Raw genomic sequence first — 25,196 nt, 5'->3', positions numbered from 1 at the left:
TATGTATAAAAACTTACCAAAGATATAATTATTTATGCAAAGATACGGTACAAATGATGTCGTATTTAAAAAATTATTTAGCGATAAAGTAAAATTAATAAATTTATTGAACTCTCTTCTTAGGTTATCGAAAGGAGATAGAATCATAGATTTAAGCTATATAATTACTGAACAGTTACCTTTATTTCTTGAAGGGCAAAGAAGTGTGTTCGATCTAAAAGTTAAAGATGAAACCGGTAGATGGTATATAATCGAGATGCAGCGTAAAATGGAAAAAGATTATCTTAATAGAACGCAGCTTTACGGTTGTTATACCTACGTTAGTCAAATTAAGAAGGGTATGAAACATAGGGATTTATTGTCGATAGTAATAATTTCTATCATAGAAGCAAAAGCTTTGCCTGATGAATTGCCGTATATTAGTTATCATCATACAAAAGAAAGCAATACCCATAAACAATATTTGTTTTCATTAACTTATGTATTTATTGAACTAGGGAAGTTTAAAAAAAAATGATCTTAAAGATGATACCGATTAATGGTTGCATTTATTAAAATATGCTTCGCAAGAACAAGAACCGCTAAAAGAGATTAAAAATGAAATTGTGTTATCGGCATATGCAAGTTTAGAGCAATATAAATGGACAGAACAGGAGCATGATGATTATTTTAGAGCTGGAATGGCTATACAACAAGAAATAGACAAGTTTGAAGAAAAGTTTAATGCCGGGATGGAGAAGGGCATAGAGAAAGAGAAAATTGAAACTGCAAAAGAAATGCTAATAGAGAACGAACCTATAGAGAAAATAGCACGATATACTAAGCTTACAATAGAAGAAATAAAAAAGCTAAAAGCAGAAAAATATAAAGTATAGATATTTAAATGAAAACCACCTTACCCGAACGTTCTCTTAAAATTAGAGCAAGGCTTAATTTTATAGTGCAGTAGATTTTAGATATTGCACAGGAAAAATCGCTATGATTATCTTGTACGGCTCTTTTGCTAGAAGCGATTGGGTACGTGATCTACCTCACGGCTATCATAGCGATACTGATATTTTGATAATTCTGAAAAAAGGTAAATATAAAGGATACACTGCTTTAAGATTAAAAGATAATATATATATCTAATATTAGAAAAACAGGAATAATAAACCCTAAGCAAATTATTCCGTATGATTCAAGAATATCGATAATTTTAGAGTCAATAGAGGAAATAAATAGGCAGTTAGAAAAAGGACGTTATTTTATACCGATATAAAAAAAGAAGATATTCTTTTATATGATAGCGGTGAATTTATACTTAGTGAGGCTAAAAATTTACCTTGGAGCGAGATGAAAGATATAAAGATTATTATGAATATTGGTTTGGTAGAGGTAAAGGTTTTTTAAAAGGGGCAACTACTTATTTAAACGGTTTGGAGTATGCTTTATCAGTCTTTGCCCTTCATCAAGCTACGGAAAGTCTTTACAGTACTATTTTATTAGTTTTCTCAAACTACAAACCTAAATTACATAATTTACAAGAATTAGGTAGCATGGCAGGAAATTATGACAATGAATTATGGAGTGTATTTCTTCAATTAACCGAAGAACAAAAAAAGTGTTTTGAGTTTCTTGAAAAAGCTTATGTTGATGCAAGATATGATACAAACTATAAAATTACTAAAGAACAGCTGCTTTGTCTTATTGAAAGAATAGAAAAATTAAAAGAAATCACCGCAAGAATCTGCACAGCAAGAATTAATCAGTAAGGATTGAGTGTTATTCCTAACTCAGCGTTACCTGCGTGGATACCGAGTCGTCATTGCGAGCGACTGCAAGGAGCGTAGCAATCTAGCAAAAATAATAAAAATCTAAATATTAGCATTTTTAACTGGATTGCTTCGTCAAAACTTGCAGTTTTTCCTCGCAATGACGGGGGCTTTTAAAGATATCTATAGTTATTGAGCAATGCCCATCAAGGTTTTAGTTTAAAGATTGATATAAATATAGTATAATATAAAACTTTTTATAGTATATTCGATGAACTGCAAAAATTGGCTGAGTCGTTCTACAAGAGCTTCGGTTCTCGCGTATTACGTTATACGCAGCTCATCTTGCCTTGTGAACTCCTCGCTCTTTTTGAAGTTGATCTTCGTATACTAGGCTTTTAGTTTAAAGATATATATAAAAAATTATGAGTAAGAAGCTTTATATTAAGACCTACGGATGTCAGATGAATGTTTATGACTCCATTAAGATGCAGGATTTGCTTTATCCCTTTGGCTATGAACCTACTGAAAATATTGAAGAAGCAGATGTTATTATTCTAAATACTTGTCATATCAGAGAGAAAGCAGCCGAGAAAACTTATTCTGAACTCGGTCGTATTAAGAAACTACAAGATACCAGAACAAAACAAGGTTTAAGTTCTGCAATAATAGTTGTAGCCGGTTGTGTTGCACAGGCGGAAGGGGAGGAGATTTTTACAAGAACTCATTATGTTGATATTGTTGTCGGTCCGCAATCTTATTATAACCTACCGGAATTAATCTCAAAAGTCGTTAGACACGAAAAGCACTTAATCGATCTTGATTTTGTTGAAGAAGCAAAATTTGATCAGCTACCTGAGCAATTATATCCGCAAGGAACAAGTGCCTTCATATCGGTACAGGAAGGGTGCGATAAATTTTGTACTTTCTGCGTAGTACCTTATACTAGAGGTGCTGAATTTTCAAGAAATGTAGAGCAGGTTTACAGAGAAGCACTAAAAGTAGTTAGTAGCGGTGCTAAAGAAATTATGTTACTTGGACAAAATGTTAATGCATATCACGGTAAAGGTCCTGCAGATAAAATATTTAGTCTAGCCGATTTACTCAAACATCTAGCACAAATTCCCAATTTAGAGAGATTACGTTATACCACCTCACACCCGATAGATATGAATGATGATCTAATAAAACTGCACGGCACCGAACTTAAATTAATGCCGTTTCTACATCTGCCGGCGCAGTCAGGTTCAAATAAAATATTAAAAGCCATGAACCGCAAACATGATCGGGAATATTATTTTGATATAATTAATCGCTTAAGAGAAGCAAGGCCCGATATAGTTTTATCCTCTGATTTTATTGTCGGGTTTCCCGGTGAAACAGATGAAGATTTTGAGGATACGTTAGATTTGGTCCGCAGAGTAAAATACGGTCAGTGCTATTCGTTTAAATATAGCCCACGTCCCGGCACACCTGGTGCAACTAGAACCGACCAAATACCTGAACATATAAAATCAGAGAGATTAAATATATTACAACAAGAACTCATGGCTCAGCAACTAGCTTTTAATGCAAGTTGTGTTGGTAGTACTATGAAAGTTCTATTTGATCGTAATGGTAAATTCGACGACCAGATAATAGGTAAAACTCCATACATGCAGTCTGTATATATCCAAAACCCTAATAAATCTTTACTTGGTAAAATCATTGATGTAAAAATTACTAAGGCTTCACTTAATAGTTTAACCGGCGAAATATTATAAGTCATGTATAAATCTCTTCTTTTTTGTTTAAAAATTTTTGCCTTCCTTATTTTAGTAGGTTGCGGGATTACTGCTTATATAATATACCACTATTCACGTGATTTGCCTGATTACTCACAGCTTGCACGTTATTATCCACCGTCGGTAACGCGTATTTATTCCCGTGACGGCAAATTAATGGAGGAGTACGCTTTTGAACGTCGTGTATTTGTACCGATTAATAGCATACCGAGTTCGCTAATAGAAAGTTTTATTGCAGCTGAGGATAAGAATTTCTATAACCATCCCGGCGTTGATTTGCTTGGAATAGTTAGAGCGGCATTTTTAAACATATCTAATTATTTACATCATAGGCGTATGGAAGGAGCGTCTACCATTACTCAGCAAGTGGTTAAAAATTTTCTGCTAACTAACGAAGTTTCTCTTGAACGTAAGATTAAAGAAGCGATTCTTTCTTATATGATTTCAAGAGTATTTACTAAGGATCAAATTTTAGAATTATATCTTAATCAAACATTTTTTGGTCGTGGTGCATACGGTGTTGCAGCAGCTGCACAAAATTATTTTAATAAATCCGTAGAGGAACTTACTATTGCAGAATCAGCTTTTATTGCAGCACTGCCTAAAGCCCCTTCTGAACTTAATCCTGAGAGAAACTATGCTAGAGTAAAAGCTCGTCGTGATTACGTAATAGCACGTATGTTTGAAGATGGTTATATAACAAGAGATGCTGCGAAAGAAGCTATGGATAGCCCGATAGTTTTACGTAAACGAGCTAAAGAAGAAACTGTTACGGCAGATTATTATGCTGCACAGGTCAGGGAAGAAGTAATTAGGATGTTAAATAGTAAGGAAGAATTTTATACTGGAGGTCTTACTATCATTACTTCTTTAGATGCAAAGATGCAGCAATTAGCTGAAAACTCTCTAAGAAAAGGTCTAAGGGAGTTTGATAGAAGGCGTGGTTTTAGAAAGCCTATAGCTAATATTTCTCTTGATAATTGGCAAGGAGAGCTAAAAAAACTACCGACTCCTCCATCGCTTTTAGAGTATAAATTAGCTGTAGTTCTAGATGTAGCCGATAATCATGTAGAGATTGGACTTATAGACGGCAGCAAATCTAAGATGCCTATTGCTAAAATGAAATGGGCAAGAAGTAATATTAAATCAGTTAAGACCTTGCTTAAAAAAGGTGATGTGATAGTGGTTGAGGCTATAAAAGAGGGGTATGCTCTTCGTCAGATTCCTGAAGTAAACGGTGCTATTATGGTTATGAACCCAAATACCGGACAGGTACTTGCAAGCGTCGGCGGTTATGATTTTTCCACAAGTAAATTTGATAGAGTAACTCAAGCACTTCGTCAACCCGGTTCTTTGAGTAAAACCTTTGTTTATTTAGCAGCTCTTGAAAATGGTGTTAAGCCGAATCAGATTTTTAACGATGGACCTATTGAGATTTCACAAGGTCCAGGGATGCCTAGTTGGCGTCCTAAAAATTATGAGGGTAAGTTTTTAGGTAAAATCACTATGCGTACTGGTCTTGAAAAATCTCGTAATCTTATAACCGTAAGAGTTGCAACTGCTGTAGGACTTACAAAAATCGTTGATATAATTAAGCGTTTCGGTATTAATAATGAACCAAAAAAAGTTTACTCTATGGTACTTGGTTCAATTGAAACCACACTTAGCAGAATGACTAATGCTTATGCAATTATTGCTAACGGCGGTAAAAAAGTTGAGCCTCATTTTGTAGAATTAATTAAAGATCGTAACGGTAAAATTATTTATAGGCGAGATGATAGAGAATGTCTTGCTTGTAATGTTTCGGATAGTAATTTAGATACCGCAATATTAGAAATACCGAAAGAATATATCTATAGAGTTACGGATGAAGCTAGTGATTATCAAATTACTTCGTTTTTAACCGGAGCAATAGATAGAGGTACCGGTTATGCTGCGAAGAAGTTAGGGAAAATTATCGGCGGAAAAACCGGTACTAGTAACGATAGTAAAGATACATGGTTTGTAGGTTTTACACCCAAAATAGTAGTTGGCAGTTATGTGGGCTATGATACACCGAAAGAGCTTGGAACAAGAGCAACAGGTTCAAATGTAGTATTACCGATTTTTATTGATTTTATGAGTAATGCTTATAAGGATGAGCCATCGCTGCCTTTCAAAGTTCCAGATTCAATTAAGCTAATCGCCGTAGATAGAGCAACTGGTAAAATTACACCAAGCGGTACTGTTATAGAAGCATTTAAAGTAAATAATGTTCAGATGCTTGAGAATGAAGATATGATTGATAATCAAGATAATAATGATATTTTTGATTATGTGCCGAGTAAGGAAGATCAATCGCAGGAAATTTACTAAACTGTATAATTAGTTTAAGCCGATGTCATTCCCTGTTCTCTATGTCATGCCCGCAAAAGCGGGAATTCAGGAAAAAAGCAGAAATACAGCAAATTTTAAAAATTAAAAGTTCGATTTATCTCACTTTACCCTGGATTCCCGCTTTTGCGGGCATGACATCGGTACCATGCAACAAAACCACCTATTTTTATTTTAACCTATGAAAAAAATTATTTTATATCTCACTGCCCTAATATCACTTACTATACCTTTTATAACTCAAGCGGATTGTTTTTTAGTTAATGAAAATGATAAAATTATAAAACAAGAAGGTAATTGCGAGTCTCGTTATGCTCCATGCTCAACATTTAAAATTGCTATAAGTTTAATGGGTTATGATGATGGGTTTTTAATTGATGAAACTCATCCAAAATTACCTTTTAAAGAAGGATATGCTGACTATCTTGCAGTTTGGAAACAATCCCAAACACCTAAAGATTGGATGAAGAACAGCTGTGTTTGGTATTCTCAGATTATTACTAAAGAATTAGGTATTGAAAAATTTCGTGATTATGTAACAAAATTTGATTATGGTAATCGTGATATTTCAGGAGATAAAGGAAAGAATAACGGTTTAACTAATGCATGGCTTTCTAGTTCTTTAGAAATTTCACCGTAAGAACAATTAGCTTTTCTTCAGAAACTAGCAGAGAATAAATTGCCTGTAAGTGTTAAAGCCCAAGAAATGACTAAAAATATTTTGTTTATTGAAGATTTTGTAGATTGTTGGAAGCGTTACGGTAAAACAGGCAGCGGTAATAAACTTAGCCAAGATAGAACTGTAAAGTTAAAGGATCGTAAAATCGGATGGTTTATAGGTTGGCTACAAAAAAATGACAGAACAGTTTTCTTTGTACATTTCATTGAAGATAATAAAAATTATGATTCTTATGCAGGGCGATGTTCTAAAGAAGTAGCGAAAGAAAAGCTAAAAGAATTGATAAATAAAGAATTGAAATAAATCTCAATTTTGATTTTCGAGGAACAACCAACAGTGAATTTGCTATTGGTTGTTGATTAAAAAGCAATACTCTAGGTTATCTATACTAAAGTATCTTCTTCTTCATAGGAGACTCCGGTCATATCTACCACAGCATGATCATTATCAAGTAGAGTGTTATTTTCAGTAGTAACATCTGCATTAATTTCAGCAGCAAGTTTTTCAGCTTCAATTTCATCAATATATTGTTTTAATTTAGCTTTTGTTGCGTTTTTATTTCTAACATACCCAAGTTACCCCTACACCTATTATAACAGCTATGGAGGCAACTACAGCTGTGCCAATGCTTATATATTGAGCAACCACAAGGAATTATCGTTATTACTCTCATCAAACATATTTTCTTGAGAGTTGTAAGTTGTATTGAAAGCAGTATTAGTAAGGTTTGCTACGGTGTTATTAATTAAATTTATTCCCGTTTCAGTCCAACTTTCAGTGTTATTGGAAAAGATTGATTCAGAAATTTCGGCAGTAGAGCTTGTTATTGTGTTATTAATCGGATTAGTTGCTATTTCAGATAAGTCTTTTGTTATGAGTTCTAATAAGTTTTCTATTGTGCTAGTACCTTGAGTAGTGCTAGATATCGGGTTAGATATTAAATCCTTTATTTCTGAAGAAATTCCATTCAAATTATTTCCTTTAAGTACCTCAAATATTTCGCATCCTTTACTATAACCTATAGTAATAGGGTTATTAGTTGCTGCAGTATTAAGTATATACTCAATAGTAGGGTTTTAAATTTTAGTATAATTTTGTGAATCAGAATAATAATGAAAATTTTCTTGACATATTTTCATCAATGCCATAAAAGTATTATCACCTTGTTTTTTAAATATATAATCTCGTATATCGTCTCCATTATCATTAACTGCAGTAATAATAGCCTCGTCTATAGTTAACGCTTTCTTTATTTTGAAAAACCCTCTAAATATTAGGTTCATGATATCGCTATTTAATAATTCAATTCCTTTGCTACACTCCATCGCTGCCATATTGTTTTTAGGACAATTCGATACAATTAAATTTTTTGTAGTAGGATCTATATAATAATTTTCTCTGTTATATCCTTTGAAGCATATTATATTCTTGATCTCCAATTGTTGCTCTTGCTGTAGTAATTCTTGCCACAGTGGTTAAAAATGAAGTTAATTGATGTATCATTTTGCTATTCCTTTAGATTTTTAAAATTGAAGGGCATAATCGGCAGTACTTATTTGATAGTCAAGAAATTATTAACAAAAATTAATAATTAATATATAATCATTGCAATTAGGTAAAATTATATAAATTTCAATATCGCTTGAAGTATCTAAAGAAATGTTATAAAATCAAAAAGTTCATGGAAATTTAAGGGTATTATGCAAGTAGTAAAAGCTTTAGAACAAATTTTAGCAGATAGCTATGCTTTATATTTTAAAACACAAAATTATCATTGGAATGTAGAAGGAGCAGAGTTTAGAGGTCTACATTTATTATTTGAGGGGCAGTATGAAGATTTAGCTGAAAGCTTAGATGAGCTTGCTGAAAGAATAAGAAGTTTAAATGCTAAAGTTCCCGTATTATCAGATTTAATAAAACTTGCATCTATAGATGAGGCAAATCTAAACGCAACAGCAAGTGAAATGCTTAAAAGTCTAACAAAAGATCAAGATATTATTAGAGATACATTATATAAGGGACTCAAAGTAGCACAAGCAGAGGGCGATGAGGGTACAGCCGATATGATTATTGGACGAATTAAGGTGCATGAAAAGAATAGATGGATGCTGAAGAGTAGTATACTCTAGTGTCATTTCTATTTTCGTCGTTGCAACGACTGAAAGGAGCGTGGCAATCTCAGGAGATAGTGTATGATTCCTGAGGTTGCTGCGTCGATGCTGTGCATCTTCCGCAATGACGTTAATGCTCATAACAAACAAACTAACAAAATAAAAATAAAATGGAACAATATGATGTAGCCGTTATAGGCGGTGGTCCAGGTGGATATGTTGCAGCAATTAGAGCAGCACAATTAAAGAAAAAAGTTGTATTAATAGAAAAAGAGCATTTGGGTGGGGTATGTCTTAATTGGGGGTGTATACCGACTAAATCTCTGCTTAAATCTGCTGAGGTTTTTGAATATATAAAACATGCTAAAGATTATGGAATTGATTCTAAAGGTGCTGAAATCAACATTAAGAAAATAGTCGAACGTTCAAGAGAGATTTCAAATAAGCTTGCAGGCGGTGTTAAGTTACTACTGAAAAAAAACAAAGTGACCGTGATAGACGGAGTAGCAAGTCTTGCAGGAAATAAGGTAATAAATATAAATGATAAACCTACAGTAAAAGCAGGAAATATTATTATAGCTACCGGAGCAAGATCTAGGGTTTTAAAAGGCTTTAAGCCTGACGGCAAACAAATTTGGACTTCTAAAGAAGCTATGATACCGCAGCATGTGCCGAAATCTATGATTATTGTCGGCTCAGGTGCAATCGGTATAGAATTCGCTTCGTTTTATAATAGTATTGGTGTGGATGTTACCGTAATTGAGGCACATAATAGAATATTGCCTGCTGAAGATACGGAAATTACCGGAATCGCTCATAAGAACTTTGAGAAGAAAGGTATAAAAATTATTACAAATGCTAAGTTAATTAAGCAAACAAAATCAAAAGATAAGATAGAAGTTGAGTTAGAGTTAGCAGATAAAACACAAAAATTACAAGCTGAAATTTTACTTATGGCAGTAGGTATTACAGCTAATACGGAAAATTTAGGTCTTGAGAAAACAAAAATTAAAGTAGAAAACGGCTATATAACTACTAACGGGTTAATGCAAACTGCGGCATCAGGAATTTATGCTATAGGCGATGTAGCAGGAGTGCCTTGTTTAGCTCATAAAGCAAGCCATGAAGGTATTATTGCAGCGGAAAGCATAGCGGGCTTAAAACCGCATGCTATTAATAAACATAATATTCCTGGTTGTACTTATTCTTCGCCGCAAATAGCAAGCGTCGGTTTGACTGAAGAAGCAGCAAAAACCTTAGGTTATGAGCTTAAAATAGGCAGATTTCCTTTTATAGCTAACGGTAAGGCTTTAGTAAGCGGTGATAGCGATGGTTTAATTAAAACTATATTTGATGCTAAGACGGGTGAGTTGCTTGGAGCTCATATGATAGGCTCGGAAGTTACGGAATTAATACAAGGATATGTGGTTTCAAAAAATTTAGAAGGAACGGAGTTGGATTTAATTAACACTATCTTCCCGCATCCGACTTTATCGGAAATGATGCATGAATCAGTATTCTCTGCTTATGATAGGGCAATACATATATAATACTCGATGAACTTCAAAAATTGGCTACGTTGTCTTATAAGAGCTGTGGTGCTCACGTATTAAGTATATGCTCCGCTCCTCGCCTTATAGACTCCTTGCTCTTGTTGAAGTTGATCTTCATATATACGTTTCATTTTACTTCGGAGATATAAATTAAGAAAATGAACAAAGGTAATTTAATCGAGAGTTATGCAGTAGCGTTATTTAATAACGCTATGGTTGATAATATACAAGATAAGATCTTTGAAGAAATTATTTCTATAAACCGTATAATTACCGATAATTTTGATATTAGAGAGTTCCTATTTTCTCCTATAGTAAATAAGAACGACAAAATTAACGCAGTCAATTCGTTAGCAAAAAATATCAAAATTAGCACAATAGTACAAAATTTTTTATTGTTATTGGTAAAAAATTCTCGTACTGCTATTTTATCTAATATAGTAGATGCTTATAATACTTTACTATATGAAAGTAAAAATATAAAGATAGTTCAGGTTATTTCTGCAAATAAGTTACAACCTAAAGAGCAGGAGTGGATCAAATCTCGTATAGAAAAAGAATTAAATCAAAAAACAGAAATATTATTTGATATAGATAGTACTATTATTGGCGGTATTGTAATTAAATATGATAGTATGTTGCAAGATTACTCAATAAAAGGTAGTTTAGAGAAAATAACGAAAGCTTTAAAGACAGTTAATATTGCTGCATAGATATTTATATAGTCATTGCGAGGAAATTATGAAGTAATTGACGAAGCAATCTCAGGATATTTTATGAGATTGCCACGAAGTCTATGGCTGCTCGCAATGACGACTCGGTATCCACACGGGCAATGCTCGTTCGCAATGACAAGAAAATTAGGAGACATAAACCACATGAAACTAAAGCCTATTGAAGTAGCTGAAATATTACAAAAGGAAATAGCTAATATTAATTGCTTAAGTGAGCTTGAGGAAGTAGGGCAGGTAATAACCGTCGGTGACGGTATAGCCCAAATTTACGGTCTTGCTAATGTAAAATCCGGTGAAGTAGTAGAATTTAAATCCGGTGTTAAGGGCCTTGTTTTAAACTTGGAAAACGATAGTGTCGGTGCTGTAATTATGGGGGATGATAACCAAGTACAGCAAGGTGATAATGTCAAAAGAACTAAAGAAGTTTTAGAAGTACCGGTAGGAAAGGCTTTGCTTGGTCGTGTTGTTGATGCTCTAGGTAATCCTATTGACGGCAAAGGCGATATTGCAAGTAAAGAGTACAGACATATCGAGATGAAGGCTCCGGGGATAATAGAAAGAACGAGCGTGAGTGAACCCGTACAAACCGGAATAAAGGCTATAGATTCGTTAATCCCAATAGGTAGAGGACAAAGAGAGTTAATAATCGGTGATAGGCAAACCGGAAAAACGGCTATAGCCGTTGATACTATTATTAATCAAAAACAAGCTCATGCACTTACTAATGAAAGTGATAAAATTTATTGTATTTATGTAGCTATTGGGCAGAAAAGATCAAGTGTTGCACAAATAGTAAAAAAACTAGAAGATGCCGGAGCCATGGACTATACACTCATTGTTTCGGCTACTGCTTCGGAAGCTGCAGCTCTTCAATTCATTGCCCCTTATTCTGCCTGTAGTATGGGCGAATATTTTCGTGATAACGGCATGCACGTACTTATTATTTATGATGATTTAAGTAAGCATGCCGTTGCATATAGACAAATCTCATTATTACTTAGAAGACCTCCCGGGCGAGAAGCCTATCCTGGCGACGTGTTCTACCTGCATTCAAGGTTGCTTGAGCGTGCTGCTAAAATGTCAGAGGAAAAAGGCAGCGGTTCACTTACTGCTCTTCCTATAATCGAAACGCAGGCAGGTGACGTATCCGCGTATATCCCAACAAATGTTATTTCGATTACCGACGGTCAAATTTTCTTAGAAAGTGAGCTATTTTATAAAGGCGTAAGACCTGCCGTTAATGTCGGTATTTCGGTAAGTCGTGTTGGTTCTGCAGCACAAATAAAGGCTATGAAGCAGGTAGCAGGTTCGGTAAAGCTAGAGCTTGCTCAATTTAGAGAGCTTGAGTCTTTCTCGCAATTTGGATCAGATTTAGACCCTGCCACTAAAGCACAAATCGATCACGGTAAAAGATTAGTTGAGATATTAAAACAAGCTCAATATCATCCTTTTCCGGTAGAAGAACAAATAGTAAGTATTTATGTCGGAACTGAGAAATATTTAAATGATGTCCCGCTTCAGAAAGTAAAAGAATTTGAAGATAAAATGCTTACGGAGATAAGGTTAAATAAAAAAGATATTTTGGAATCAATAAAAAACGAGCAACGTATAACCGAAGAAACCGAGCAGAAACTAAAAGCATTTTTAGAAAACTTCGTTAAGGAATTTGTTAAATAAGATGATATTGTTTTTGTGTGGATACTAAATCGTCATTGCGAGCGACTGAAAGGAGCGTGGCAATCTCAGGATATTTGACAAGATTGCAACAAAGCTTCGCTCCTCGCAATGACATAAAAATACTAAATAAATATGTCAAATTTAAAGCAGTTAAGAACTAGAATTAAAAGTGTTAAATCTACACAAAAGATTACAAAAGCAATGCAACTAGTATCAGCTTCTAAAATGACAAAAATAAAGAGTCAGATAGCCAATTCAAATTTTTATATTGAGGCTATTAGTAAAATGATGTCTGCTATATTATCAATTGATATGTATGAGTTCTCTATAGAAGAGCAGAAATTTTTTAATACCGTGCCGAATAAAGCAAATTTATTAATAGTTATGACATCACAGCGTGGTTTATGCGGAACGTTTAATTACAGTATAATTAAGCAAGTTAAGAATGATATTAAAGAGTTAGAAAATAAAGGTGAACAAATAAAACTTATCATTATTGGAAAAAAAGGTTACGAAGCACTAAAAAGGCAATATGTAAATTATATTGATAGTTATTTTGAATTACCCAAAATTCATGATGAAAATCTGATGCTACAAGTGAAACAAAAAATTATGTCGGCAGTAGAAAATCTAGAAGTTAGTAATTGTGTTATATATTTTAATAAATTTAAGAACGCAATGACTCAAATTATGACTAGACAACAGATTTTACCGGTAGCAAAATATCAGGATGATTCTATGATAGATAATCCTATAGTTAATTTAGTCGGATTCGGATACAAGGAACGAGGAGCGAAGCCTATAAATAATAGGAGAGCGACGAGTGACATAGTAGGCAAGTCCAAATCAATTGACTATAATTATAAATATGAGGGAGAGAATCTCATTTCTAATCTAATTAATTTATATGTGAATTCCCAAATAAATTATGCTTTACTACAAAGTAGAGCAAGTGAGGAGGGAGCTAGAATGACCGCTATGGAAAATGCAACAAATAATGCTAATGATTTAATAAGCAAGTTAGTTTTAAAGCTAAATAGATCAAGACAGGCTATTATTACTACGGAATTAATAGAGATTATAGCCGGTTCAGAAGCAGTTTAGATATACTCGTTTAATTTGAAAAATTGGCGTCGTTGTTTCATATTTTTTGATCCTCACGTACTAGTATGTACGCTGCGGTCAAAAAATATGAAACGCCTTGCTCTTTTCCATATTAAACTGCGTCTATCTGTTCTTCATTTTATTTGTAGTATATTTTTTAACAAAAGCAAAAATCATGACAAAAAATATTGGAAAAATTACTCAGATTATTTCAGCGGTGGTGGATGTAAAATTTACGAATAACAGTGAGTTACCGGAAATTTTAAATGCTCTAGAGTGCTATAACGATAAACAAAGGATAGTACTGGAAGTAGCACAACATATAGGTGATAACACGGTGCGTTGTATTGCTATGGATTCTACGGAAGGGTTAATGCGGGGCGTAGAAGTAATAGATACAGGCAGTCCTATTCGTATTCCTGTAGGTACTGAGACGCTTGGGCGTATTATGAATGTTGTAGGTGAGCCGATTGACGGTAAAGGAGACATTAAAAGCTCAAATATTTCTTCTATATATAAGCCTGCTCCTGATTTTACCAATCAGTCAACCGAGCGTAATATATTAGTAACCGGTATTAAAGTTATTGATTTACTTGCTCCTTATACTAAAGGCGGTAAAATAGGACTATTCGGTGGTGCAGGAGTCGGTAAAACCGTGCTTATAATGGAGCTTATTAATAACGTAGCTAAAGCACACGGCGGTTATACGGTATTTGCAGGAGTCGGTGAGAGAACTAGAGAAGGTAATGATCTTTACCATGAAATGATTGATTCGGGTGTTGTTAACCTTGCAGAGCCTGAAAAGTCAAAAGTAGCTTTAGTTTATGGACAAATGAACGAGCCGCCGGGAGCAAGGGCAAGAGTTGCGTTAAGCGGTCTGACCATTGCGGAGAGTTTTAGAGATATGAATGAAGGGCAAAATGTTTTGTTTTTTGTAGATAATATTTTCCGTTTTACTCAAGCAGGTTCTGAAGTATCGGCGTTACTCGGTAGGATTCCGTCAGCGGTAGGGTATCAGCCTACTCTTGCAACCGATATGGGCGAACTACAAGAGCGTATCACCTCTACTAAGCACGGCTCAATAACTTCCGTGCAGGCTATATATGTACCGGCGGATGATTTAACTGATCCTGCTCCTGCTACTTCTTTTGCACATTTAGATGCTACAACGGTACTTAGCCGTCAGATAGCCGAGTTTGGGATTTATCCGGCAGTTGACCCGTTAGATAGTAATTCGCAGGTACTTGATCCGATGATTGTCGGTGAAGAACATTATAGTGTAGCAAGACAAGTGCAGCAGGTTTTACAAACTTATAAATCGTTGCAGGATATTATCTCTATTTTAGGTCTGGATGAGCTATCCGAAGAAGATAAACTAACCGTGGCACGTGCTAGAAAAATACAGCGTTTCTTATCGCAGCCTTTCTGTGTCGCTGAAGTATTTACTGGAGTTGAAGGCAAATTTGTTAATCTAGCCGATACTATCGCAGGCTTTAAAGGACTTGTAGAGGGTAAATACGATGATTTACCGGAAGCTGCTTTTTATATGGTCGGAACTATAGACGAGGCTATAGAGAAGGCGCAGACGTTGAAGTGACGTTGATGTCATTCCCGCCTACGCGGGAATGACGTAGTAATTTTACTATATTATTCTATGAACGCAACAATTCTAGTCAAAATAATTATTCCTTTAAGTATTGCATTTGAAAAGCAAGCTAAAATGGTAACAATGCCGGGTGAGGAGGGTATGTTTGGAGTGCTGCCGTGTCACGTTCCGATGATTGTTAGTTTAAAAGCCGGTTTAGTGCAGGTTTATATAGATGATATGCATAAATCCGAAAACACTTATCTTATTTCCGGCGGTGTAACCGAAGTAACGGCAAATTATATTAATATAGCTACGGAAACGGCTATTAACGTTACGAATTTAAGTGAAGCGGAAATAGCAACTAAGCTTCTCGATCTTCAAAAACCTTTATCAGATTAACATTAATTTGTTTGAAAAATCTATGTTTTGGGATAAGGTTATTTTAATGTCATTGCAAGGCTTGTTTCCGTCATTGCGAGGAGCGAGAAACGACGCGGCAATCTTGTCAAACTTCCTGATATTGCCATGCAGTCTACGGCTGCTCGCAATGACGATGTTCATTCCACATAATCAAGTGAGAAACAAATGTCAAAAGTACATAATTCAGAATATATACAAGAGTTATCAGTCGATAATACTTCATACAAAATTTACGATATAAATAAAGCGGCAAGCGATATCGATCTTTCCTTAAAAAAGCTTCCATATAGTTTAAGAGTATTATTTGAGAATGTATTACGTTCTAATGGTTCAAAGCAAAGCTTGCTTGTATTTAAAGAATGGCTGAAAACTAAAAAATCTGATGCGGAAATAGATTTTATGCCGGCAAGAGTTTTGATGCAGGACTTTACCGGTGTGCCTGCTATTGTAGATTTGGCGGCTATGCGTGATGCGATGAAGAAAATAGGAGGCGATCCGTTAAAAATTAACCCACTTATTCCTGTTGATTTGGTAATAGACCATTCCGTAAGCGTTGATTCTTATGCAGCTAAGGATTCATTCGATAAAAATGTTCAAATGGAAATGAAACGTAATATAGAGCGTTATGCATTTCTTAAATGGGGGCAGCAAGCATTTAATAATTTTAAAGTAGTGCCGCCGGGTACGGGTATTTGTCATCAGGTAAATTTAGAATATTTAGCAAAAGTTGTGTGGCATAAAGACGGCACCCTTTATCCTGATAGTTTAGTTGGAACGGATAGCCATACAACTATGGTAAACGGTTTATCGGTGCTTGGTTGGGGAGTCGGCGGAATAGAGGCAGAAGCTGCCATGCTAGGTCAACCTCTTACTATGATCCTGCCGGAGGTAATTGGGGTAAAACTAACAGGAAAATTAACAGGCATAGCTACCGCAACCGATTTAGTTTTAACCGTTACCGAGATGTTGCGGAAAAAGAAAGTAGTAGGTAAATTTGTCGAGTTTTTCGGTGAGGGGCTTAAAAACCTAACGATTGCCGATCGTGCTACTATTTCTAATATGTCGCCTGAATACGGTGCTACTTGCGGCTTTTTCCCGATTGATCAAGAAACTATAAAATATCTAGAGCTAACAGGTAGAGAAAAAACGCAAATCAGATTAGTAGAGAAATATGCAACCGAGCAGAATCTTTGGTATGATTTTGAACATGCGGCAGAATATACCGAGGTTTTAGAGCTAGATTTATCTACGGTACATAGTTCACTTGCTGGTCCAAAACGTCCGCAAGATCGAGTAAACTTAAACGATGTAGCAAGTAATTTTAAATATGAATTACCGAATTTTGCTTTAGAAAATAAAGACATTGATAAAAAATATGCCGTAGCAAATCAGAATTACGAAATCGGTAACGGCGATGTGGTAATTGCAGCAATTACTAGCTGTACTAATACTTCTAATCCTTCGGTTATGATTGGTGCCGCACTTCTTGCTAAAAAAGCACTAGAACACGGGTTAAAGGTAAAACCTTGGGTTAAAACTTCTCTTGCTCCTGGTTCAAAAGTCGTAACGGAATATTTGAAGCTTAGCGGTCTTGATAAATATTTAGATGAATTAGGGTTTAATCTAGTAGGTTACGGCTGCACTACTTGCATTGGTAATTCTGGACCTCTAAATCCGGAAATAGAGGAAACTATTAACAAAAACGGGCTAGTTGTTGCTTCTGTTTTATCCGGTAATAGGAATTTTGAAGGGCGCATTAATCCGCTTACTAAAGCAAGCTATCTCGGTTCGCCTATTTTAGTCGTAGCATATGCACTTAGCGGCACTCTTAATATAGATCTAACAAGTATGCCCATAGGAGAAAATATTTATTTAAAAGATATTTGGCCAAGCAAAGAAGAGATAGATGAAGTTATTGCAAATTCAATTAATTCCTCTATGTTTATAGAAAAATATTCTGATATATTTAGCGGAACGAAAGAGTGGCAAGATTTACAGGTTACTAATAGTTCTACTTATAACTGGAATAAGAATAGTACCTATATTAATAATCCACCTTATTTTGAGGATATAGGCAGCAAGAATAATATACAAGATATAAAATCTGCAAAAATTCTAGCAATTCTCGGTGATTCTATTACTACCGATCATATTTCGCCGGCAGGTAGTATTAGTAAAACCAGCCCTGCTGCTAAATATTTAACAGACCATCATATAGAGCCTCTAGAGTTCAACTCTTACGGATCACGTAGAGGAAATCATGAAGTAATGATGCGTGGCGCATTTGCTAATATTCGTATAAAAAATGAGATGTGTAAAGGTGTAGAAGGCGGTTTTACCATAAACCAGTTAAGCGGCACGCAGCAAACTATCTACGATGCAGCTATGGACTACAAAGCTCATGATGTACCGGTAGTGATTTTTGCAGGTAAAGAATATGGCAGCGGCTCATCTAGAGACTGGGCAGCAAAAGGACCTGGGTTGCTTGGTGTAAAGGCAGTGATTGCCGAGAGCTTTGAGCGAATACATCGCTCAAATTTAGTAGGTATGGGTATTTTGCCGCTAACTTTTACCGGTAATAATACAAGATTAGATTTAAAGTTAGACGGTTCAGAAACTATTGACATTACAGGCTTAAGCGAGAATATAAGCTCTTATAATCCTGTTAAATGCGTGATAAAAAAACAAACCGGTGAGATAATAACAATCGATTTAATATTGCAAATATTTACGGATAATGAGATAAATTATATAAAGCACGGCAGTATTATGTATTTTGTGGTAGAGAGTTTGAAGGGGTAGTTTGCTGGTATCGTCATTGCGAGGAAATTGCGTAGCAATTGTACGTACGCAATCTTGGGAGTTTGTTATTATTTCATGAGATTGCCACGCAGCCTACGGCTGCTCGCAATGACAACTCAGATAGCCATGCAACAACGCCACACGGGAACGACATAAAAAGGTAAAAATATGGACAAACATCTTAAAGAATATACCGAGAGCGGTAAGAAAAATTTAATTGTGGTATATATATTATATTTATGCGGGATCGTAGCTCCGATATTGCCGTTAATCGGGGTATTTTTTGCATATCTTAACAAAGATAAAGGTGATAACTTTGCAATTAGTCATTACGTGTTTTTATTTCGTACTTTTTGCCTTGGGGTTCTTGGGTGGGTTGTATGTTTTATATTTACGTTTATCATGATTGGAGTAGTACTATACTTTATACTCGCTGTTTGGTATATACTTCGTGTTGCCATCGGTTTTAAATATATGATAGAAGACAAAGCATACCCAAACCCTATGACTTATTGGATAAAATAAAAATGATAAAGCTGAACGTAGACGGCTCTGAAATAGAAGTATCAGAAGGTAGCACCGTTTATCAAGCCTGTACACAAGCAGGAAAAGAAATCCCTCATTTTTGTTATCATGAGCGTCTAAAAATCGCTGGTAATTGCCGTATGTGCTTGGTTGAAATGGAAAAATCACCAAAGCCTATAGCTGCTTGTGCTATGCCGGTAAGTAACGGTATGGTTATTCATACCGATACGCCTATGGTAAAAAAAGCACGTGAAGGGGTGATGGAGTTTTTACTGATTAACCATCCTTTAGATTGTCCTATTTGTGATCAGGGCGGAGAGTGTGATTTACAGGATCAGGCTTTCAGATATGGCAAAGGTACTAATAGATTCCACGAAAATAAGAGATCTATTAAAGATAAATATATGGGACCGCTGATTAAAACAGCGATGACTAGATGCATACAATGCACAAGATGTATTAGATTTGCGAGCGATATAGCGGGAATAGAGGAAATGGGAGCTATTCACCGTGGAGAACACATGGAAGTAACTTCATATTTAGAGCAAACTTTAGATTCCGAAATTTCCGGTAATATGATCGATATTTGTCCCGTCGGTGCTTTGAACTCTAAGCCTTATGCTTTTAAAGCTCGTAAATGGGAGCTAAAACATACCGCTAGCATTGGAGTGCATGATGCCGAAGGCTCTAATATTCGTATTGATAGTAGAGACGATGAGGTAATGAGGATATTACCTCGTGTTAATGAAGAAATAAATGAAGAGTGGCTTTCGGATAAGAATCGTTTTAGTTATGACGGTTTAAAATATCAGCGCTTGGATCGTCCTTATATCAGAAAAAACGGTAAGTTAGTAGAAGCTAGCTGGAGTGAAGCTTTAAAGACAGTAGTGGATAAAATAAAATCCGTAAAACCAGAAAAGATTGCTGCTATTGCTGGTTCTCTCTCTTCTGTCGAAGCAATGTTTATGTTAAAAACATTATTGCAAAAGCTTGGCTCTAATAATTACAGCGTTAATCAGTTTGACTATAAACTAGATACCACGCAGCGAGGCAATTATTTATTTAATACTACTATTGCAGAGATAGGAAAGGCTGATTTATGTTTGCTAATCGGAGCAAATCCAAGGCAAATAGCTCCAGTATTAAATAGTAGAATAGGTATGCGAGTACGTGCCGACTCACTAAAAGTAGCAAGAATAGGTGGAGGGCATAACCAAACCTATAAAATTCAGGATTTAGGAAGTGATATTAAGATTATTGAGGAACTAGCCATTGGTACTCATGAGTTTACGAAAGCCTTAGAAGCAGCAAAATATCTGATGATTATAGTAGGTGACGGTGTATATGCAAGAGATGACGGATATGCTATATTGTCGCTTATTCATAAGATAGTGACTGAATATAATATTATGCGTGATGATTGGAAAGGCTTTAATATATTGCATAATCACGCTTCTATAGTTGGCGGTCTTGATATTGGTTTTAATACTCCTATTAAGCTCGAAGAGTTAGAACTCGCTTATTTACTTGGAGTGGACGCCGTCCCATTTGATAAGCTGAAATCGACTTTTATAATATATCAAGGACATCACGGGGACGTAGGTGCTAACAGTGCTGACGTAATTTTACCTGCGGCTGCTTATACCGAGCAGAGTGGAATTTACGTAAATTTAGAAGGTAGACCGCAAATAGCAGAAAAAGCAGTATCGCCTGTAGGGGTAGCTAAAGAAGATATAGAAATTATTAAAGAGCTTGCCGGTTATCTAAAAATAGATATCGGAATGGATAATTTGCAAGAAGTAAGAGTAAGGCTTGCTAAAGAATATAAGGTATTTGCTAGTATTGATAGAATTATAGAAAATAAATTTAGTAAGTTTAGCTCTAAAGATAAGTTATCAAAAGAGCCTATAACTACAGAACCTATTAATTATTATATGACTGACGTGATTAGTAAAAATTCGGTCACTATGGCTAAGTGCGTTGAGGCTAAGGAAGCAAGAGACGAGGAGACGGCATGATGAAAAATATGCTATTCTCACCCCGTATGTCATTCCCGCAAAAGTGGGAATCCAGATCTTTTTTTGTAAATTATTTTCTGGATTCCCACTTTTGCGGGAATGACATAATAAGAGTACAATCATGCTAGAACTCTTTTTTGAATATATTTTTCCGTTAATTATCATCGCTCTAAAGGTAGTTGCAATTACTATCCCTTTAATATTGTGCGTTGCGTATTTAACATATGCAGAGCGTCGTGTTATTGGATTAATGCAGCTTCGACGAGGGCCTAACGTTGTCGGTCCGTTTGGATTACTTCAGCCTATTGCCGATGCGGTTAAGCTCTTATTCAAAGAGCCGATCATTCCAACCAATTCCGATAAAATATTATTTATTTTAGCACCGATGATAACTTTTATATTAAGTTTAATCGGCTGGGCAGTTATACCCTTTGCAAAGGACGTAGTTCTGGCAGATATTAATGTAGGTGTTTTATATATTCTTGCTATTTCCTCTTTAAGTGTTTACGGCATTATTATTGCCGGCTGGGCTAGTAACTCAAAATATGCTTTTTTAGGAGCTATACGTTCCTCTGCCCAAATGATTTCTTATGAAGTGTCGATGGGACTGGTTATTATTACTGTGCTACTTACTACCGGTACTCTCAATTTAAGTGAGATCATTGAAGCACAAAGAACAATGCCGTGGTGGATTGATTTAATGCTACTACCTATGGGTGTCGTGTTTTTTATCTCGGTGCTTGCTGAAACAAATAGATTACCTTTTGATTTACCTGAAGCAGAATCGGAGTTGGTCGCTGGCTATAATGTTGAATATTCCTCCATGGGATTTGCTTTATTTTTTCTAGGTGAATATGCTAATATGATATTAGTTAGTGCAATGACTACGACTTTCTTTTTAGGAGGTTACTTGCCGCCCTTTAATATATCGTGGTTAGATTGTATTCCGGGGTTCTTTTGGTTTGTATTTAAGGTCGGATTCTTATTGTTTTGTTTTTTATGGATTAGAGCGACCTTACCAAGATATCGCTATGATCAATTAATGCGACTTGGCTGGAAAGTATTTTTACCTCTAACTTTATTTTGGGTGGTGTTAGTATCAAGCGTGCTTGTTTATACAGATAATTTACCGAGTATTTAGATGTTATTGTCATTGTTGCTTGATCGGTTTACCCGTCATTGCGAGGAAATTACGAAGTAATTGACGAAGCAATCTCAGGATATTTGACGAGATTGCCACGCAGCCTACGGCTGCTCGCAATGACGATTCAGTATCCATGTGGGCAATGCCCTGCAGAAATACATCGATCTTTAATATAATAATTTTTATGATAAACTATTTAAAATCGTTTTTTCTATATGAGATAGTAAGGGGGATGGCTTTGACTTTAAAGTATTTCTTTAAGCCCAAAGTTACCATAAATTATCCTTATGAAAAAAGCCCTGTTAGTCCAAGATTTAAGGGTGAACATGCCCTGCGTCGCTATGAAAACGGTGAAGAACGCTGCATTGCGTGCAAACTCTGTGAGGCGATTTGTCCGGCACAAGCGATAGTAATTGAAGCGGACGAACGAGAAGACGGCAGCAGGCGTACTACTCGTTATGATATAGATATGACAAAATGCATTTATTGCGGATTATGTCAGGAAGCTTGCCCTGTAGATGCAATAGTTGAAGGTCCTAATTTTGAGTTTGCAAGTCTAACTCATACCGCACTTATTTACGATAAGGAAAGATTACTGCAAAATGGTGATAGATGGGAACAAGCACTCGCTAGTAAACTACACAAAGATTACGAGTATAGGTAATATACTCGTTTAATTACTCTTCATTTATTCGGAATATATACGTGTATTATGCTATTGTGATTCTGTTAATAGGTTCATTTCAAAAAAGTTAAATTAAAAAAATATATCATGAAAATTCGAACCTTGCATTCGAGATTTCATAAACCTTTGTAATTTAATTATTGCTTTTCTTTTTTTTTTGACTTTTATTCTCTTAATTGTAAATAATTATAAAAACTAAAAAATTATGTTTATAAAACAGATTTATAGTATGGTAGTTTGTTTTGTTACTACTATAGTTTTATTTAGAACGCTCTCTATTACATTTAATGCATTCATTACATTATTCCTACCGGAATAAGAGGAGCTCATAAATATAGTACTAATGAGCAATATTTAAAGCTAAAATCATATGATAAGGATTTATATGAACAATTAAAAGGGTTGCCTCCAAAAGAGCTAGAAGACAAGAGAATTAGTTATAAGAATAAATATATAGAAGTTACTAAAACACATGCTGTAAGTACAATAATTAATTGTTCAATTTGGATTATAGTTAGCCTTATATTTTTTATTGTACATTGGGAGATTTATAAAAATACGCAAAACAATAATAATTAATCAAGCTGTAATATCTGTGCAGATTTTATAGAGCTTTCTAGATGAGAGGATAGAAGAACAATACCGCCGCTATTTGCTTTCATGACAACTAGATTATTTAGTAAATCCCTATTTTCTTTGCTTAAGTTAGTTTCAACTTCATCAAGTAGCCATAAGTCAGATTGGCAAGCAATAAGCCTTGCTATGGCTACGATTTTCTGCATTCCGCTAGACAAACTATAGCATTTTGTATCTAATAAGTCGTGTAATTTGAAGTAATGAATAGCAGCATATAGGGTTTCGGCGGAATTATAAATTTCCGACCAAAATTTTAGATTTTCAAACACAGTCATTTCTGATTTTAGACCTAAATTATGACCGATATAAGTGCAGTAAAGTTTAGCGATATTGTTAATATTACAGTTTCTATAGTAGATATTACCGCTACTCGGTTGCATAATTCCTGCTATCATTCGTAGCAACGAGCTTTTCCCACAACCGTTAGCTCCTTTTATATATGTGATAGAAGAAGGAAGAAAAGTATTATTTAGATCAAATAAGTTTTTAAATTGTAATTGATGAAGTGATAGCATGTCCTTGTTATACCGTGGCTTGACCACGGTATCCATAAAAGCAATTCAAAATACTAATAATTTTACTAGATATCGTGGTCAAGCCACGGTATGACATCTGTTGCTTTTTAATAAATTTAATTTTCATGATGTTCTTCTGGTGTGGTCCCAGTTAATTCTGTATTATCTTGTTGATTATTATGACCAATTCCAAGTTTCTCACGAGTATCTCTTAAAGCTTTTTTATGATCTGATGCATCAGGATTTACCACATGACTTATATCTATGCCTGTTACCTTATTAGCTTCTTGACCTAGTTTTTTAGTTGCGTTGTTTAATTCATGGTTTATTTTTTAGCTTCTTTTGCTATTTTTTTTATATAAATCTCACTTTTAAGTTCTATAATTAGAGTAGCATTTATATTTTTTGTAAGCAATTAAAATTTTACCAGCAAATTTTCCACCGATAAGCTAAATACATTTAAAATAGAACTCGGCATTAGACCAAAGTAAATAATTAATAATATTAAAGGAGCTATTGAGATTATTTCGTATTTATATAAATCTCTGAAATGCATAATTTCTTTATTGGTAATTTCACCGAGCATTACTTCTTTGTATAATTTCAGCATGTAAACCACCCCGAAGATTATGCCGAGAGCTGCTATAAAGGTTGCTACTACATTCACCTTATAAATCCCAAGCAGGCTTAAAAATTCTCCAATAAATCCACTAGTTCCGGGTAACCCGACAGAGCCGAGCATTGCAATCATAAAAAATGCGGCAAGCACCGGCATTTTACTTGCTACACCACCATATTTAGCTATTTCTTTTGTATGTAATCTTTCGTACAAAGTACCGACTATTAAGAATAGACATGAAGAAATCACGCCGTGGCTAAGCATCTGAAATATTGCTCCGCTAACCCCGGCTTCAGTAAAGCTAAAAATACCTATCGTAACATATCCCATATGTGCAATAGATGAATATGCTATCATCTTCTTCATATCTTTTTGAGCAAGAGCAACGAGTGATGCATATATTATAGCAATAACGCTAAGGTAAATTATGTAAATTGCAAATTCTTGTGATACACTCGGACATAGAGGTAGTAAT

The 25,196-nt window shown here is 35.0% G+C and carries 23 protein-coding genes and 1 pseudogene; 19 read left to right on the top strand and 5 right to left on the bottom strand.

Features of this window, described 5'->3' with window-relative positions; genetic code table 11:
• The first annotated feature begins 34 nt into the window (after positions 1-34).
• The 7 genes and pseudogenes from RGRA_RS13935 to blaOXA all read left to right on the top strand — a co-directional run bounded on the left by RGRA_RS13935 (position 35) and on the right by blaOXA (position 6,893).
• Entirely contained in the window at positions 35-517 is a 483-nt protein-coding gene (locus tag RGRA_RS13935) for an Rpn family recombination-promoting nuclease/putative transposase (RefSeq protein ID WP_236609860.1), read from the top strand.
• Positions 518-542: 25 nt separating this feature from the next.
• Complete coding sequence (locus RGRA_RS13930) at positions 543-875, top strand: hypothetical protein (protein ID WP_034420863.1); 333 nt, start codon at positions 543-545, stop codon at positions 873-875.
• Positions 876-978: 103 nt separating this feature from the next.
• Positions 979-1,131: a hypothetical protein gene (locus RGRA_RS12425; protein WP_169720539.1), complete on the top strand. Its 153-nt coding sequence runs from the start codon at positions 979-981 to the stop codon at positions 1,129-1,131.
• Positions 1,132-1,325: 194 nt separating this feature from the next.
• The gene (locus RGRA_RS11575) at positions 1,326-1,754 is read left to right on the top strand and encodes a HEPN domain-containing protein (RefSeq protein ID WP_095531981.1); all 429 of its coding nucleotides are present in this window, start codon (positions 1,326-1,328) and stop codon (positions 1,752-1,754) included.
• A gap of 425 nt (positions 1,755-2,179) precedes the next feature.
• Positions 2,180-3,517 (top strand): tRNA (N6-isopentenyl adenosine(37)-C2)-methylthiotransferase MiaB, encoded by a 1,338-nt coding sequence (miaB, locus tag RGRA_RS0107635; protein WP_017442684.1) that lies wholly within the window; start codon positions 2,180-2,182, stop codon positions 3,515-3,517.
• 3 nt (positions 3,518-3,520) lie between these two features.
• Positions 3,521-5,893 (top strand): penicillin-binding protein 1A, encoded by a 2,373-nt coding sequence (locus RGRA_RS0107630; protein ID WP_017442683.1) that lies wholly within the window; start codon positions 3,521-3,523, stop codon positions 5,891-5,893.
• Between the two features lie 199 nt (positions 5,894-6,092).
• A pseudogene (gene blaOXA, locus RGRA_RS11250) lies at positions 6,093-6,893 on the top strand (class D beta-lactamase).
• A gap of 326 nt (positions 6,894-7,219) precedes the next feature.
• On the opposite strand, the gene RGRA_RS13925 reads toward blaOXA, so the two are convergent.
• Positions 7,220-7,561, bottom strand: coding sequence for a hypothetical protein (locus RGRA_RS13925; RefSeq protein WP_236609859.1), 342 nt, complete (start codon positions 7,559-7,561; stop codon positions 7,220-7,222).
• A gap of 105 nt (positions 7,562-7,666) precedes the next feature.
• The gene (locus tag RGRA_RS13920; protein WP_017442680.1) at positions 7,667-8,029 is read right to left on the bottom strand and encodes a hypothetical protein; all 363 of its coding nucleotides are present in this window, start codon (positions 8,027-8,029) and stop codon (positions 7,667-7,669) included.
• A 261-nt stretch (positions 8,030-8,290) separates the two neighbouring features.
• Here RGRA_RS13920 and RGRA_RS0107605 point away from each other — a divergent pair, with 261 nt between their 5' ends.
• The 12 genes from RGRA_RS0107605 (at position 8,291) to nuoI (ending at position 22,930) form a co-directional block, all read left to right on the top strand.
• Positions 8,291-8,719: a Dps family protein gene (locus RGRA_RS0107605; protein ID WP_017442679.1), complete on the top strand. Its 429-nt coding sequence runs from the start codon at positions 8,291-8,293 to the stop codon at positions 8,717-8,719.
• A 152-nt stretch (positions 8,720-8,871) separates the two neighbouring features.
• Positions 8,872-10,251, top strand: coding sequence for a dihydrolipoyl dehydrogenase (gene lpdA / locus RGRA_RS0107600; protein ID WP_017442678.1), 1,380 nt, complete (start codon positions 8,872-8,874; stop codon positions 10,249-10,251).
• 161 nt (positions 10,252-10,412) lie between these two features.
• Positions 10,413-10,967 carry an ATP synthase F1 subunit delta gene (gene atpH, locus RGRA_RS0107595; protein WP_017442677.1) on the top strand — a complete coding sequence of 185 codons (555 nt, stop codon included), beginning with the start codon at positions 10,413-10,415 and terminating at the stop codon, positions 10,965-10,967.
• 165 nt (positions 10,968-11,132) lie between these two features.
• Entirely contained in the window at positions 11,133-12,665 is a 1,533-nt protein-coding gene (gene atpA / locus RGRA_RS0107590) for a F0F1 ATP synthase subunit alpha (RefSeq protein WP_017442676.1), read from the top strand.
• Between the two features lie 132 nt (positions 12,666-12,797).
• A complete protein-coding gene (atpG, locus tag RGRA_RS0107585) occupies positions 12,798-13,769 on the top strand; it encodes an ATP synthase F1 subunit gamma (protein WP_017442675.1) in 972 nt (323 codons plus the stop codon).
• Between the two features lie 175 nt (positions 13,770-13,944).
• Positions 13,945-15,366: a F0F1 ATP synthase subunit beta gene (gene atpD, locus RGRA_RS0107580; protein ID WP_017442674.1), complete on the top strand. Its 1,422-nt coding sequence runs from the start codon at positions 13,945-13,947 to the stop codon at positions 15,364-15,366.
• Positions 15,367-15,423: 57 nt separating this feature from the next.
• The gene (locus RGRA_RS0107575; RefSeq protein ID WP_017442673.1) at positions 15,424-15,756 is read left to right on the top strand and encodes a F0F1 ATP synthase subunit epsilon; all 333 of its coding nucleotides are present in this window, start codon (positions 15,424-15,426) and stop codon (positions 15,754-15,756) included.
• Between the two features lie 186 nt (positions 15,757-15,942).
• Complete coding sequence (gene acnA / locus RGRA_RS0107570) at positions 15,943-18,579, top strand: aconitate hydratase AcnA (protein WP_017442672.1); 2,637 nt, start codon at positions 15,943-15,945, stop codon at positions 18,577-18,579.
• 168 nt (positions 18,580-18,747) lie between these two features.
• Entirely contained in the window at positions 18,748-19,104 is a 357-nt protein-coding gene (locus RGRA_RS0107565; protein ID WP_017442671.1) for a DUF4870 family protein, read from the top strand.
• A gap of 2 nt (positions 19,105-19,106) precedes the next feature.
• Positions 19,107-21,122: an NADH-quinone oxidoreductase subunit NuoG gene (gene nuoG / locus RGRA_RS0107560; protein ID WP_024547401.1), complete on the top strand. Its 2,016-nt coding sequence runs from the start codon at positions 19,107-19,109 to the stop codon at positions 21,120-21,122.
• Positions 21,123-21,243: 121 nt separating this feature from the next.
• Positions 21,244-22,263, top strand: a complete 1,020-nt coding sequence (gene nuoH, locus RGRA_RS0107555) for an NADH-quinone oxidoreductase subunit NuoH (RefSeq protein WP_017442669.1) — start codon at positions 21,244-21,246, stop codon at positions 22,261-22,263.
• 187 nt (positions 22,264-22,450) lie between these two features.
• Positions 22,451-22,930: an NADH-quinone oxidoreductase subunit NuoI gene (gene nuoI, locus RGRA_RS0107550; protein WP_017442668.1), complete on the top strand. Its 480-nt coding sequence runs from the start codon at positions 22,451-22,453 to the stop codon at positions 22,928-22,930.
• 596 nt (positions 22,931-23,526) lie between these two features.
• On the opposite strand, the gene ccmA is transcribed toward nuoI, so the two are convergent.
• The 3 genes from ccmA to RGRA_RS0107525 all read right to left on the bottom strand — a co-directional run.
• Positions 23,527-24,102 (bottom strand): heme ABC exporter ATP-binding protein CcmA, encoded by a 576-nt coding sequence (ccmA, locus tag RGRA_RS0107540; RefSeq protein WP_017442666.1) that lies wholly within the window; start codon positions 24,100-24,102, stop codon positions 23,527-23,529.
• A gap of 116 nt (positions 24,103-24,218) precedes the next feature.
• A complete protein-coding gene (locus RGRA_RS14190) occupies positions 24,219-24,353 on the bottom strand; it encodes a hypothetical protein (protein ID WP_017442665.1) in 135 nt (44 codons plus the stop codon).
• 164 nt (positions 24,354-24,517) lie between these two features.
• On the bottom strand, positions 24,518-25,196 hold a 679-nt coding region (locus RGRA_RS0107525), incomplete at its 5' end, for an NADH-quinone oxidoreductase subunit M (protein WP_024547400.1).

It is taken from the genome of Rickettsia gravesii BWI-1 (genome assembly GCF_000485845.1).
In the GTDB taxonomy this organism is placed as follows: Bacteria; Pseudomonadota; Alphaproteobacteria; order Rickettsiales; family Rickettsiaceae; genus Rickettsia; species Rickettsia rickettsii.
Note: the sequence above shows the minus strand (reverse complement) of the source record. Positions and strands in the feature narration are given on the sequence as shown.

Bases quoted from the DNA above. Each gene is read 5' to 3' on its own strand.
- RGRA_RS13935 (WP_236609860.1), top strand. From the start codon at position 35: ATGCAAAGATACGGTACAAATGATGTCGTATTTAAAAAATTATTTAGC.
- RGRA_RS12425 (WP_169720539.1), top strand. From the start codon at position 979: ATGATTATCTTGTACGGCTCTTTTGCTAGAAGCGATTGGGTACGTGAT.
- miaB (WP_017442684.1), top strand. From the start codon at position 2,180: ATGAGTAAGAAGCTTTATATTAAGACCTACGGATGTCAGATGAATGTT.
- RGRA_RS0107630 (WP_017442683.1), top strand. From the start codon at position 3,521: ATGTATAAATCTCTTCTTTTTTGTTTAAAAATTTTTGCCTTCCTTATT.
- RGRA_RS0107605 (WP_017442679.1), top strand. From the start codon at position 8,291: ATGCAAGTAGTAAAAGCTTTAGAACAAATTTTAGCAGATAGCTATGCT.
- lpdA (WP_017442678.1), top strand. From the start codon at position 8,872: ATGGAACAATATGATGTAGCCGTTATAGGCGGTGGTCCAGGTGGATAT.
- atpH (WP_017442677.1), top strand. From the start codon at position 10,413: ATGAACAAAGGTAATTTAATCGAGAGTTATGCAGTAGCGTTATTTAAT.
- atpA (WP_017442676.1), top strand. From the start codon at position 11,133: ATGAAACTAAAGCCTATTGAAGTAGCTGAAATATTACAAAAGGAAATA.
- atpG (WP_017442675.1), top strand. From the start codon at position 12,798: ATGTCAAATTTAAAGCAGTTAAGAACTAGAATTAAAAGTGTTAAATCT.
- atpD (WP_017442674.1), top strand. From the start codon at position 13,945: ATGACAAAAAATATTGGAAAAATTACTCAGATTATTTCAGCGGTGGTG.
- RGRA_RS0107575 (WP_017442673.1), top strand. From the start codon at position 15,424: ATGAACGCAACAATTCTAGTCAAAATAATTATTCCTTTAAGTATTGCA.
- acnA (WP_017442672.1), top strand. From the start codon at position 15,943: ATGTCAAAAGTACATAATTCAGAATATATACAAGAGTTATCAGTCGAT.
- RGRA_RS0107565 (WP_017442671.1), top strand. From the start codon at position 18,748: ATGGACAAACATCTTAAAGAATATACCGAGAGCGGTAAGAAAAATTTA.
- nuoG (WP_024547401.1), top strand. From the start codon at position 19,107: ATGATAAAGCTGAACGTAGACGGCTCTGAAATAGAAGTATCAGAAGGT.
- nuoH (WP_017442669.1), top strand. From the start codon at position 21,244: ATGCTAGAACTCTTTTTTGAATATATTTTTCCGTTAATTATCATCGCT.
- nuoI (WP_017442668.1), top strand. From the start codon at position 22,451: ATGATAAACTATTTAAAATCGTTTTTTCTATATGAGATAGTAAGGGGG.
- ccmA (WP_017442666.1), bottom strand. From the start codon at position 24,102: ATGCTATCACTTCATCAATTACAATTTAAAAACTTATTTGATCTAAAT.